This is a genomic window from Candidatus Poriferisodalis sp., from assembly GCF_965203655.1.
Taxonomy (GTDB): Bacteria; Actinomycetota; Acidimicrobiia; order Acidimicrobiales; family Poriferisodalaceae; genus Poriferisodalis.
On record NZ_CBDBDD010000009.1, the window covers coordinates 290,205 to 303,628 of the forward strand.

Consider the following 13,424-nt stretch of genomic DNA (forward strand, 5'->3'; position numbering starts at 1 on the left):
CCCGATGCGCCTGCTGTGGCACCGCAGCCTCATCGGTCCGCAGCGGGTCATGTGCGTGACGGTGCTGTGCGCGCTTGCTGCTGCGGCGTGCACGTCAGGGGACCGCGCAGCCGGCACGACGGTGCGACCCACATCGTCGGCAGCCGTCCCAGCAGCGTCAGCACCCGAGACATCGCAGGAGGCCGCACCGTCGACGAGCGCCTCTGCCTCAGATGGCTGCGTACCGGATGCGGATGTCGTCGGTTCCCATGGCCGCCACCGTCTCGCCTCGGGAGGCAACGAGTACGAGTACCTGCTCTATGTGCCGGCGTCGGCATCGGGGTCGGCGCCCGCACCGTTGGTCGTGAACTTTCACGGCCTGGGCGGCGACGGACCCGGCCAGGCGGCCTACACGGGTTACACCGATCTGGCCGATGACGAGGGCTTCGTGGTCGTCCACCCGTCCGGTCTGGGCGACAACGACTGGGGAGGCGTCCGGAGTTGGGAGCTCGCCCACAGCGATACCTCGTCGCGTGACGATGTGCAGTTCGTCGGGGATCTGATCGAACGAGTCTCCGAACAAGCGTGCGTCGACGAATCACGCGTCTATGCGACCGGATTCTCGAACGGGGGCTACTTCAGTGCGTACCTGGCCTGCAAATTGGCAGATCGGATTGCAGCAACGTTCTCTGTCGGCGGCATCAGCCATCCCGAAGGGTGCCAACCCTCCCGCGCCGTGGCGATGGCAGCCGTTCACGGCACGGACGACGAAGTTGTGCCCTTCGACGACCGCCGAGAATCGGTGTTGTTGCAGGGTGTGCAGATCGATGACGAGAAGGCCCGGGAGCTCGAAGCGTTCTTCGCGGAGATCATCCCCGACGAGCTCGCGGAGTTCGCAGCTGCATTCGGATGCGCGGTCGTGACTGAGAGCGAGTTTGACTCCACGACATCGCTCACGAGCTACACCGGCTGCGATGACGGTGTCGAACTGCGCTTCTACGCGGTCGAGGGCCTCGGCCACGTCTGGCCCGGCTCATCGTGGGGGAAAGGCAACGGCAAGAACGGTGCCGGTTCAGAAGCGGGCATCAGCGCCACCTCGGACGGCTGGGCGTTCATGAGCCAGTATTCGCTGAACCAATGAGAATGATCAGCAGCAGGGCGTGGGGCAGAAAGCGAGCAGACGCATGGAGATGATGAAGGCGGGTCGGATGGTCGATGTGGGTCGCATGGTGTGCGAAGAGATCCCGGTGCCGCCATTGGACGAGGCCTCGTCAGATGCCGCACCATCGTCCCGGCCCGATGCCGCCTTGGGCATGACGGCGGTGAACTACGACGTGCTCATCCGCTCGGAGATGGCATCGATCTGCGGCAGTGACCTGCACATGGTGATGATGGGCGCCGGCCTGGCGCATCGTCCGCCCTGCCCGCATGGCTTCCCAGGCCACGAAGGCATCGGCGTGGTGGTGGAGAGCCGGGCGCCCGGGCTTCCGGAGGGCACGCACGTGCTGACGTTCCCGAACCCGCCGGTAGGCGAGTGCTTCAACGCCTTCCAGCGGATCAACTCCAGCTACTGCGTGCCGTTGCCGGCCAGCGACGTGCCTCGCTCGCACCTGCTCATGGGCCAGCAGCTCGGCACGGTGATCTACGCCATGCGCCAGCACCCACGTGATGTCACCGGCGAGACCGTCATGGTCATGGGCCAAGGCTCGGCGGGGCTGTTCTTCACCTACCTGCTGAAGCGAGCCGGCGCGGAGCGGGTCATCGTCTCTGACCTGTCACCGACTCGCTTGGCAGTAGCAGAGGCCTACGGCGCGGACGAGTGCCTGAATGCCGCCGAGCTCGGCAACGCCGGTGTCATCGAGGCGGTTAAGGACATGACCGATGGCCGCGGCGCCGACTATGTCATCGAGGCGGTCGGCCGTTCGGACACGTTTCTTGATTCAGTCGAGCTCGTACGCATGGATGGTCAGCTCTTGTGGTTCGGACTGCCGTCGACCGACGACAACATCCATGTGCGCTTCCAGAAGTTCTTCCGCAAGCGGCTCTCTGCCGCGAGCACCTACGGGGCCCAGGACGAGCCCGGCTCGATGTCATTCCGTCAAGCGCTGCAGCTCATTGCCTCGGGCGACATCGACGTGTCTCCGCTCCTCAGCCACGTGTTCGACGTGAGCGACATCGGCGACGCCTTCCGGCTGGCCCACGAGCCCCACGACGCCGGAGCGCTGAAGGTCTCGGTCAGCTTCGACTGACCTTGGCTGGCTCAGTCATACGATCGAGTCGGGGATTCCCAGAGCGTTGCAAGGGGGGCTGAGTGGAGCCGGTCGCCCAAGCTGGCCGCGTGGCGGCCGGTGTGCAGCAGGACGCCGGCGCGGAATGCGCCCGGCTCTGCGCGGTCAAGGCTGTCGCGCAGGGCGGCAATGTGACGCAGGTCGGTGGCGCGTGGCGAGGATGTGGCCTTGATTTCGATCGCGACGATGGTGCCGTCGGGCCGCTCCACAATGAGGTCTGCTTCACGACCCGCGTTGTCGCGATAGTGGTAGAGCGTCGCACGATCGGCGTGGGCTGCCAGTTGGCGGGCGATCTCGCTCACGGCGAACGTCTCCAGCAGCGAGCCGGTTGCGGTCGCGGTCGGCGTGCGCAGCGCGGCGGCGTCGACACCGCTCAACGCTGCGGCCAGCCCGCTGTCGGTGAGGTGCAGCTTCGGCCGACGCACGACGCGTGCCGATCGGTTGCGGGTCCACGACGGCAGTTCGTGGACCAGGAACACCGTGCGCAGCCAGCCCAGATACGACTCCACGGTCGCCCGGTCGGCGCCGAGTTGCTGCGACCAACGCGTCAGGTTCGCCTCGCTGGCCGTGTTGGCGGCGGTAAGGCGCAGCAGCCGTCCGAGGAGTTCGGAGCGCCGGATGTCGCCGAGGCTCACGATGTCGCGGCTGATGACCGTCTCGACGTAACTGTCGAACCACTCGGCGCGTCCCGCTGGCGCGAGTTGCTGCACCTCGGGGTAACCGCCGGCACACACCATCTCCAAGTAGCCGTCACGGTCGGGCCAGTCGGCCCCCCCGACGGCGAACGATTCCGGCGCGGCAGCGCCCCCTTCGTACCAACGCTCGACGACAGATGCTGTGCCGTCGCGATCTTGACCGCTGAGCGTCGCGAAGCGGTTTTCGGCAGATCCCGCACTCGGGTCGCCCCGTCGGCCGTCCGCGGCATCTCGCGCCGCGGTAGCCAGCTCCAGCTGAGAGAACGGCCACAGTCGCAAGATGACGGCCCGCCCGGCCAGCGATTCGCTGACGGTCGGCACGGTCAGGAAGTTCGTTGAACCAGTGAGCAAGAAGCGGCCGCGAGTGTCGTTCTCGTCCACGGCGATCTTGATTTCGCGTACCAGTCGATCTCCGCCGAGCTGCACTTCGTCGATTACCAGTGGCGGCGCATAGGCGCGCAGGAAGGTGCGCGGATCGGCACGCGCAGCATCGAGCATCTGTTGGTCGTCGAGCGTGATGTACGCGCCGCCGCGCGCTGCTGCAACGGCACGGGCCAGCGTGGTCTTGCCGCACTGACGGGCACCGTGCAGGATCACGACCCGCGCGTTGTCGAGCGCGTCCGCCAGCCGAGGCCGCATGTGCCTGTCGACCAGGTCCATGCACACGACAATAGCTTCAAATCACAATTACGTCAGAGGTCTCATCCTATTTCTGTATGACCACTAATCCTAATTTCGTAATCCTCAGCAGTAGCACTTGAGCACTGAAACGAATGGTGTCGCTGATGTTCGACACCGGGGATCGCGGCTAGGCGCAAAGGCTGCCATTCCTCGGAAACACTACGAATTCTCAGGAGCGCTACTTTTTCTCATCTCTTGCGCTTCTGATCCCGCCGGGCTGAACCCGATCGGGTCAGTTGAGTGCTTCGAGGGCCCCGACGAGGATGTCGAGTCCCTCGTCGAGCTCGGCTTCGGTCACGTTCAGCATCGGCGTGATGCGGATGACGTTGCCGTACAGGCCTCCCTTGCCCACGAGCAGGCCGCGTTCCTTGGCGGCTTCCACCACTGCGGTCGACGTCGGGGCGTCGGGTTCGATGCTGCCGGGGTGGCAGAACTCGATGCCCTGCATGAGCCCCTTGCCGCGCAGCTCAGCGACATGCGGCGACGCATCGCACACCGTCGCCAAGCGAGCCTGCATCTGCGCCCCCCGTGCAGCGGCGTTGGCCTGCAGGTCGTTCTCGAGCACATAGCGCAAGGTGGCCCGACCCGCAGCGGTCGAGAGGGGGTTGCCGCCGAATGTGGTGAACGACGTGCGGGTGAGGCAGTTCATGAGTTCAGCACGCGCCACGATCCCGGCCAGCGTGATGCCGTTCCCGACGCCCTTGGCGAAAGTGATCGCGTCGGGTGTGATGCCGTGGGCCTCGTAACCCCAGAAGTGCTCTCCGGTGCGGCCCCAGCCGGTCTGCACCTCATCGGAGATGAACAGGATTCCCTCCGAGTGCAGCACCTTGCCCAGCGCTCCGAAGAAGCCGTCCGGAGGCACCGCGAACCCTCCGACGCCCTGGATGGGCTCGGCAATCAGCGCCGAGAACCCCCCTGAGTCGGTCATGTCGATGAGCTGGACGAGGTCCTCCACGCAGGCATTGGTGAAGGCATCGTCGTCGAGGTCGCGAAACGGGCTGCGCAGCCGGTAGCCGCCTTGCACGAAGTGCACGTCGAGCCCGCTGTGAGAGGTGGTGGACCAACCCCGGTGGCTGGTGATGGCCTGGGCGGTGAGCGAGCGGCCGTGGTAGCTGTTGCGCATCGCCAGCACTTGGTTGCTGTTGCGGAAGTTGGTTGCCAGCAGGATGGCGGTGTCGTTCGCCTCGCTGCCCGAGGTGGTGAAGAGCACCCGGGGATCCGAGATGCCCGATACGGCGGCGACCTCCTCGGCGAACGAGATCATCTCCTCGTTGAGATACAGCGTCGATGTGTGCATCACCTTGGCTGCCTGGGACTGCACGGCCTGCACCACGGCGGGATTGGAGTGCCCGATCATGGTCGTGAGGACCCCGCCAAAGAAGTCCAGGTAGCGGTTGCCCTCGTGGTCGAAGACGTAGCTGCCTTCGCCCCGATCGATCGAGACGGGCTGGGCGTACAGCGGGCTGATGAAGCTGGGCAGGACGGCCCGGTAGCGCTCCGCGAGATCGGCGGTCGAAGCCATGTCGGCTCACTTTCGCTTCGTTCAGAAAAATCGGATGCCCGAACCGCAGCCTCCGGCGCATACGGAACGGGCACGTGGAAGTTCGAGCACATCGTAGAGTTCGTGGGCACCCTGAGCGGCCAGCGGAGGGAGGCATGCCATGGCAGGTCTGACCAAATGGGTCACGCAGGCTTTCGAGACCGCCCGCAGCGTTATGCAGTTCGGCGAGTTCGAACGCGATGCCGACAAGAGGCACCTGATCCGCGCCGCCGACGTGTCTGACCTGCGGCGTATGGCCAAACGCCGGATGCCGGTCGGCTGCTTCGACTACATCGACGGGGCAGCGGAGGACGAGGTCAGCGCTGAGCGCAGCGTCTCCGCGTATCACCGCTGGCAGTTCCGGCCTCGAGTGCTGCGGGACGTCACCGATGTGGACATCTCGGGCAGGGTCCTGGGCCAAGAAGTACCGATCCCGCTCGTGATCGCACCGACCGGCTTTGACCGCATCGCCCACTCTCAAGGAGAGCTGGCTGTGGCCCGCGCCGCCGAGCGCGCCGGCATCCCGTACTCGCTGTCGACCATGGGGACGCGCTCGGTCGAGGAGGTCGCTGACGTCTGCGACGGCAGGAAGTTCTTCCAGGTGTACGTCTGGCGTGACCGCGAACTGATGGCTGATCTGCTGAAGCGCTCGGCGGCAGTCGGCTACGAGGCGATCATGATCACGGTCGACACTGCAGTGCTGGGACGCCGCGAGCGCGACGTCCGGCACGGCTTCAGCCTTCCCCCCAAGCTAGGCCCCGACACGATCATCGACGGATTGCTGCATCCGCGCTGGCTCCTGGACTTCCTCAGCAACGAACCGATCAAGTTCTCGAATTGCGAAGGCGCGGCCGGCGGCGACGGCGGCGACGCGGTGGCCCTGGCCGACTACATCAACAGCCAGTTCGATCCGTCGCTGTCATGGGACGACATCGAGTGGTTCCGCGATCGCTGGGACGGCCCGGTGATGCTCAAGGGGGTGCTGTCGCCCGACGACGCCAAGATCGCTGCCGACATGGAGCTCGACGCCGTCATTGTGTCGAATCACGGCGGACGCCAGCTCGACGGGGCGCCTGCGCCGGTGGAGTGCGTGCCTGCAATCCGCGAAGCCGTCGGCGACCGGTGCGAGGTCATCTGTGATGGCGGCATCCGGCGCGGCAGCGACATCGTGAAAGCGCTGGCACTGGGTGCTGACTCAGCCATGATCGGCCGGGCGTACCTGTATGCCCTTGGTGCCGCGGGCGAGACCGGTGTCGACTGGGTGCTCAACTACTTCGTCGAGGGGATGACCCGCACGATGCGCCTGAACGGCGTGCGTTCCACTGCGGACCTGACCCCCGACTTGCTCGAACGCGTCTGAGGCGGCACTGATGGCAGAAAAGACTTCACCCGGGCGCGCCCTTGGCGATCGCACGATCCCGGATCGTGCCGGGCCCAATCGCACGATCCCAGATCGTGCCGAAGTGGTCGTCGTGGGCGGCGGGATCGTTGGGTGCGCCGTTGCGTACCACTTGGTGCGTCGGGGCATCACCGACGTGCTGCTGCTGGAGCAGAACCAGCTCACGGCGGGCACCACATGGCACGCCGCCGGTCTCGCGGCGCAGCTCAAGGCGACGTACAGCCTCACCAAGCTCGCCACCTATTCGGTGCGCCTGTTCGAGGCACTGGAAGACGAGACGGGCCAGGCCACCGGTTTCCGTGCGCCGGGTTCGATCTCGGTGGCGTCTGACGCCGAGCGTTGGGAGGAGATCCTGCGGGGCGCGTCGATGGGGGCCACTGTCGGCGTCGAATCTCGCCAGATCGACATGGACGAGCTCACTGAGATGTGGCCGCTGATGCGCACAGACGACTTGGTAGGAGCGTTGTACCTGCCAGACGACGGCTTGGTCTCGCCGGTGGACGCCACGATGGCGCTCGCCAAGGGCGCACGTGCGCACGGCTGCCGGATCATCGAGGGAGTCGCGGTCACCGGGCTCGAGACCCGCAACGGTGCCATCTGCGGCGTCCGGACTGAGTTGACACCCGGCGCCGCGAGCGGCACCGGTGACGCCGCTGGGGGCGACCACCTCATCGAAACCGAGACGGTGGTGCTGGCCACCGGCATGTGGACCCGCCACCTCGCCGCACAGATCGGCGTGAACGTCCCGTTGCAGGCGTGCGAGCACTTCTACGTGGTCACCGAGCCGCTCGAAGGCCTCGACACCTCCACGCCCATCGTGCGCGACCCCACGAACTACACGTACTTCAAGGAAGAGACCGGCAAGCTCATGGTCGGCTTCTTCGAGCCGGAAGCCAAGGTGTGGCGCCTCGACGGCATTCCCCGCGACTTCAAGTTCGGGACGCTGCCGGAAGACTGGGACCACGTCGGGCCGGTGTTCGAGCGCTCCTGCCATCGGGTGCCTGCGCTGGCCGACTGCGGCGTGCAGCTGTTTTTCAACGGCCCCGAATCGTTCACTCCCGACGGCACCTACTACCTCGGCGAAGCGCCCGAGATCGACGGCTGTTTCGTGGCGGCCGGCTTCAACTCCGTTGGCATCCAGTCCGCGGGGGGAGCCGGTTGGGTGCTGGCCGACTGGATCGCCGATCGGCACCCGCCGATGGACCTCTCAGCGGTCGACATCCGGCGTGCCATGCCATTCCAGGCCGACAACGGCTACCTGGCCGAGCGCATCAGCGAGAGTCTCGGGCTGCTGTATGCGATGCACTGGCCGTTCTTCCAGTACACGAGCGCTCGTGACCAGCGGCGCTCGGCGCTGCACGACGCGATGGATGCGGCCGGGGCGGTCTTCGGCGAGACGGCCGGCTGGGAGCGGGCCAACTGGTTCGCCGAGCCGGGCCAGGAGCGCGAGTACCGCTACAGCTACGGCAAGCAGAACTGGTTCAAGAACTCCGGGCGTGAGTGCGACGCCGTGCGCAACGGCGTTGCCGTGTTCGACCAGTCGTCATTCGCCAAGTTCACGGTGCGCGGCCCCGACGCGCTCGACGTGCTCGACACGTTGAGCGTGGCGTCGGTGGACGTGCCTGCGGGGCGCGCGGTGTACACGCAGTGGTGCAACGAGCGAGGCGGCATCGAGGCCGACCTGACGGTCACCCGGCTGGGCGACGATGAATTCTGGGTGGTCACCTCGGCTGCCTGCCAGACCCGCGATTGGGCGTGGCTGCGGCGCCACTGCCGAGATCGTGACGTGGACATCGCCGACGTCACCGATGAGTGGGCAGTGCTCGGGCTGATGGGGCCGCACTCTCGAGATCTGCTCAGCCGAGTCACCGACGCCGCGCTCGACAACGAGTCGTTCGGCTTCGGCGCTGCGCAGCACATCGAGGTGGCGGCCTCGGCTGGCCCGATTGCGGTGCTGGCCGTGCGCATGAGCTACGTGGGGGAACTCGGCTGGGAGCTGTATGTGCCCAACGCCGAGGCAGTCGCGGTCTACGAAGCACTGCGCGACGCCGCCGCAGCCGCGGACGGGCTGGAGCTGGCACACGCCGGCTACCACGCCATGAACACGCTGCGGCTGGAGTGCGGCTACCGCCACTGGGGGCACGACATCAGCGACGAGGACACGCCGCTGGAGGCCGGCCTCGGTTTCGCGATCGCGTGGGACAAGCCGTGCGACTTCATCGGCCGCGCCGCACTGGAGGCACAGCGCCACGAGCCCCGCACACACCGCCTCATCCAGTTCCGACTCGACGACCCCGACGTGCTGGCCTACCACGACGAGCCGATCCGCCGCGACGGCGAGCTCGTCGGCCGGGTCACGTCGGCCATGTGGAGCTACACCGAGGATCGCTGCCTGGCGATGGGCTACGTGACGCACCCGACCGCGGCCGACCCCGAGCCGCAGGCCGTCACCAAGGCCTGGCTCGACGCCGGCAGCTTCGACATCGAGATCGCCGGCCGCCGCATCGCCGCCACGCCCTCGATCCGCAGCTTCTACGACCCCACCAACCAACGCGTCCGCCTGTAGCCGCGAATGCGCGCAGTGGTGCGCGGAGTGGTGGTAATTTGCGCGCACCACATCGGCATGCCGCGGGGTCGGAACCGGGGGGTTCGGCTCACGTCTGGCCTGGACACATGGGGACCTGTGTATGTCTGAGCAGGCCCGGCATCACTGAGCATGCCTGAGCAAGCGCAATGCGTCATCGTCGGGGGCGGGGCCATGGGGGCCGGCCTGCTGTATGCCCTCGCGCACGAGGGCTGGACCGACACGATCCTGGTGGAGAAGGGCGAGCTGACCTCCGGGTCCACTTGGCATGCGGCCGGTCTGATCCCCAACTTCATCGGCGATCTCAACATGGCCAAGGTGCACCAGGAGGCGGTCGCGCTCTACCCACGCCTGGAGGCCGAAACAGGACTGTCGGCGGGCTGGCACGGTTGCGGCGCCATACGGCTGGCGCGCACGGCCGACGAGGCCGACTGGCACCACTACGTCCACGCCATGCTCACCCAGATCGGCGTCGAATCGCACCTGATCGGGCCCGACGAGATTGCTGAACGGCACCCGCTGCTGACCGATCTCGACGACGTACGGCTCGGCTTCTACACACCCCATGACGGCTGGACCGATCCGTCGAGCTGCACGAACGCCATGGCCAAGGGGGCCCGCGATCTGGGCTGCCGGATCATGCGCCACACGCTCGTGACCGGCATGTCCCAGCGCCCCGACGGCAGCTGGGATGTCACGATCGTGCGCGGCGGCGCCGATCCGGGCCGGCGCCGCAACGGTTCGAACGGCCACGACGAGCAGGACACCATCCACTGCGAGCACGTCGTGAACGCCGCCGGGCACTACGCACCCCAGCTCGGCGCCATGATCGGGCTCGACGTGCCGATCGTGTCGGTCATCCACCAGTACTTGGTGACCGAGACCGTGCCCGAGGTCGAAGCCCTCGATTTTGAGCTGCCGGTAGTGCGCGATCCCCGTGCTTCCTGCTACTACCGCCAGGAGATCGACGGCCTGCTCATCGGGCCGTACGAGATGTCCGGATCCCGGTCCTACGGCGTCGACGGCATCGACTGGGACCTGCACTTCCATCTGCCCGGCGAGAACCTGGACGTGCTCGAAGAATGCCTCGGCTTCGCCGAGCAGCGCATCGGCGTGCTGTCCGACGCGGGCATCAAGCAGGTCGTGTCGGGGCCGATCACCCATACCCCCGACTCGGGCTATCTGATGGGTCCCGCACCGGGGGTGCGCAATTACTGGCACTGCAACGGGGCGTCCATCGGCATCACCCAGGGCCCGGGCGCCGGGAAGTTCCTGGCGCAGTGGATGGTCCACGGTCAGACCGAGATCAACGTGCGCGCCATGGATCCGCGCCGCTTCGGCGACCACACCGGCCCCAAGTCGCAATTCGTTCTCGAGAAGGCGCTCGACGAGTACCACGAGATGTACCAGGTGCGGCTGCCGGGGGAGCAGCGAGCCGCCGGCAGGCCGGTCAAGACCACGCCGCTGTGGGGACGCTTCGACGCGCTGGGAGCGCAGTGGCAGGAGATCTACGGGTGGGAGCGCCCCCAGTACTTCTCGCCCGACGGCACGCCTGAAGCGCACTCGTTCCGTCGCTCCAACGCGCATGACGTTGTCGGCGCCGAAGTGCGCGGCGTTCGCGAGCGCGTCGGGGTGGCCGACCTGAGCGCGTTCGCCAAGTTCGAGGTGACCGGGCCTGACGCGGCGGCCCTGCTGGATCGGCTGTCGGCCAACCGCCTGCCCGGGCGCGACGGCGGAATTCGCCTGACCCACATGCTCACCGAGCTGGGCGGCATCGAGTGCGAGATGACCATTGCACGGCTGGCGCCGGACCGGTTCTGGCTGGCCTCCGCCATAATGGGCCAGAGCCACGATCTGGACTGGCTGCGCGATCACGTCGCGGCCGGCGAGCAGGTGAGCGTGCGCGACGCCACCGACAGCACCGCCATCTTGGGAGTGACCGGCCCGCGTGCTCGTGACGTGCTGTCGCCGGTGACCGACGCCGACTTGAGCAATGACGCATTCAGCTGGCTGACTGCCCAGCAGATCTCGGTGGCAGGCGTGCCCGTCATTGCGCTGCGGGTGTCCTACGTCGGCGAACTGGGCTGGGAGCTGCACTGCCCGATGGACGATCTGGCCCGCGTGTATGACGCAGTCGCCGAAGCCGGCGAGCCCCACGGCCTGGTGCACTTCGGCAGCTACGCCATGAATGTCATGCGCATCGAGAAGGCCTACAAGGCATGGGGCAGCGAACTCACCACCGAGATCACGCCGGTCGAGGCCCGACTCGGGCGCTTCGTGGACTACAGCCGTCCCTTCCTCGGCCGTGACGCGGCACAGGCTCGCCGGGAATCTGAGCAGCAGGGCGAGCCGTTGTCGATGGTGCTCGTGTACTGCGAGGTGGACACCGAGATGGGCTCGATGGGCAACGACCTCCGCGGCAATGAGCCGGCGTTCGCGCCGGGCAGCGACGAGCCCATGGGCATCGGCACCAGCGGCGCCTGGGGCCACACCGTGGGCCGCAGCTTGGCCTTCGTGTACGTCGACCCCCGGTTCGAAGCCCCCGGCAGCACGTTCGAGCTGGATCTGCTCGGCGAGCGGCGCACAGCGACTGTGCTGGCCGAAGCGGCCTACGACCCGCAGAACCGGGGATTGCGGTCATGAGCGATACCGACACGAGTGAGGCGCCCAGGCGGCGCCGCGGCGGCGGCCGGGCTGGCCGCATCGCCGTCCGCGAAGCTGCTCCCGAGCGTGATCGCCGGCCTGTTCGCCCGGGTCTGCCCGCGGGTCGCTTCAAACCGCTGACCGAGAGCGACATGCAGCAGGTGTACGACACCGCACTCGGGCTGCTCGAAGACGTCGGCATGGGCGATCCCCTCGACGAGTTCGTCGAGGCGGCGATGCCTGCGGGCGGGTGGGTCGACGACAACGGACGCATTCACCTGCCTCGCGGCGTCGTGGAGCGCGCCATCGAGACGGCGGCCAAGGAGTGGATCTGGCACGGCTTCGACGACGACCAGTCGGTGCACGTGGGCGGTGAGCACGTCTATTTCGGCACGTCCGGCGCTGCGGTGATGATGTACGACCACGAGACGGGCACGTTCCGCGATTCGCTCGCGCAGGACGTGTACGACTGCGGCCGCTTGGTCGACACGCTCGACAACCTGCACTTCTACGTGCGCACGGTGGTGGCACGCGACATGGTCGAGACCCGTGACCTCGACATGACCACGGCATACGCAGTGATGTGCAGCACCACCAAGCCGGGCGGATCGTCGTGGTTCGAGCCGGAGTGGGTGTACGAGTCGGTCGAGATGTTCGATCTCGTGCTGGGAGGCGAGGGTGAGTTCGCGAAGCGCCCGTTCATCGCGGCCAACAACACGTTCGTCGTACCACCGCTGCGCTTTGCCTACGACTCGGCCAGGTGCCTGGTGGCACAGGTGCGCACGGGCATGCCCATCAACCTGCTGTCGGCCCTGCAGGCCGGCGCCACTGCGCCTGCGGCGCTCGCAGGCGCGCTGGCGCAGGCGGTGGCCGAGTGCCTCGGGGGGTTGACCTTCGTGAACTTGCTGTCGCCTGGGCATCCCTGCCTGCTGGGCTTGTGGCCGTTCGTGTCCGACCTGCGCACGGGCGCGATGAGCGGGGGATCGGGCGAGGAAGGAATTCTCAACGCCGCAGCGGCCGAAGTGGGCCACTGGCTCGGGCTGCCCACCGGTGTGGCGGCAGGCATGACCGATTCCAAGGTGAACGACGCCCAAGCCGGCTACGAGAAGGGCCTGAACGTCGGACTAGCCGGCCATGCGGGAGCGAACATCGTCTATGAGTCGGCGGGGATGCTGGCGAGCCTGCTGGCGTGCTCGCACGAGGCGCTGGTGATCGACAACGACATGCTGGGCGCCATCAACCGCACCGTGCGCGGCATCGAGGTGAATGCCGACACCCTGTCGGCAGAGCTCATCGGCGAGGTCATTGCGGGGCCGGGGCACTTCCTGGGCTCGCCGCAGACGCTCGAGCTCATGGAAACCGAGTACCTCTACCCGCTGGTGTCCAACCGGGACACTCCCGAGGACTGGACCGAGGCTGGCAGCCGGGCCGCGCACGATGTCGCCCACGACCATGTGGTGGCCACGCTGGAGAACCACTGGCCGTCGCATATCAGCCCTGCTGTCGACGCCGCCATCCGGGACGCCTTCCCGATCGGCCTGCAACCGCAAGGCCCTTCGACCACTGCCGTCGCCTCCTAAGGGGCTGAGCCGAATGGCGAAGCCGTGGCCCGAGC

At 67.2% G+C, this 13,424-nt stretch carries 8 protein-coding genes; 6 read left to right on the forward strand and 2 right to left on the reverse strand.

Annotated elements, in window-relative coordinates; all coding sequences use genetic code 11:
* Positions 1 to 4: 4 nt before the first annotated feature.
* Both ACOGW9_RS12715 and ACOGW9_RS12720 read left to right on the forward strand, forming a co-directional pair.
* Positions 5 to 1,120 carry an alpha/beta hydrolase family esterase gene (locus ACOGW9_RS12715; RefSeq protein ID WP_419911800.1) on the forward strand — a complete coding sequence of 372 codons (1,116 nt, stop codon included), beginning with the start codon at positions 5 to 7 and terminating at the stop codon, positions 1,118 to 1,120.
* 43 nt (positions 1,121 to 1,163) lie between these two features.
* Positions 1,164 to 2,228 carry a zinc-dependent alcohol dehydrogenase gene (locus ACOGW9_RS12720; RefSeq protein ID WP_419911802.1) on the forward strand — a complete coding sequence of 355 codons (1,065 nt, stop codon included), beginning with the start codon at positions 1,164 to 1,166 and terminating at the stop codon, positions 2,226 to 2,228.
* Between the two features lie 11 nt (positions 2,229 to 2,239).
* Here the strand turns inward: ACOGW9_RS12720 and ACOGW9_RS12725 are convergent, their stop codons facing one another.
* Both ACOGW9_RS12725 and ACOGW9_RS12730 read right to left on the reverse strand, forming a co-directional pair.
* Entirely contained in the window at positions 2,240 to 3,622 is a 1,383-nt protein-coding gene (locus ACOGW9_RS12725) for an ATP-binding protein (RefSeq protein WP_419911804.1), read from the reverse strand.
* Positions 3,623 to 3,875: 253 nt separating this feature from the next.
* Positions 3,876 to 5,165, reverse strand: a complete 1,290-nt coding sequence (locus tag ACOGW9_RS12730) for an aspartate aminotransferase family protein (RefSeq protein ID WP_419911806.1) — start codon at positions 5,163 to 5,165, stop codon at positions 3,876 to 3,878.
* Between the two features lie 139 nt (positions 5,166 to 5,304).
* On the opposite strand from ACOGW9_RS12730, the gene ACOGW9_RS12735 reads away from it, so the two are divergent.
* From ACOGW9_RS12735 to ACOGW9_RS12750, 4 genes are all read left to right on the forward strand, one after another.
* A complete protein-coding gene (locus ACOGW9_RS12735; protein ID WP_419911808.1) occupies positions 5,305 to 6,543 on the forward strand; it encodes an alpha-hydroxy acid oxidase in 1,239 nt (412 codons plus the stop codon).
* 10 nt (positions 6,544 to 6,553) lie between these two features.
* Positions 6,554 to 9,148, forward strand: a complete 2,595-nt coding sequence (locus ACOGW9_RS12740; RefSeq protein WP_419911810.1) for a GcvT family protein — start codon at positions 6,554 to 6,556, stop codon at positions 9,146 to 9,148.
* Positions 9,149 to 9,298: 150 nt separating this feature from the next.
* Entirely contained in the window at positions 9,299 to 11,809 is a 2,511-nt protein-coding gene (locus tag ACOGW9_RS12745; RefSeq protein WP_419911812.1) for a GcvT family protein, read from the forward strand.
* Positions 11,806 to 13,389 carry a trimethylamine methyltransferase family protein gene (locus ACOGW9_RS12750; RefSeq protein WP_419911814.1) on the forward strand — a complete coding sequence of 528 codons (1,584 nt, stop codon included), beginning with the start codon at positions 11,806 to 11,808 and terminating at the stop codon, positions 13,387 to 13,389. Before ACOGW9_RS12745 ends, ACOGW9_RS12750 begins: the two co-directional genes overlap by 4 nt.
* Positions 13,390 to 13,424: the final 35 nt, after the last annotated feature.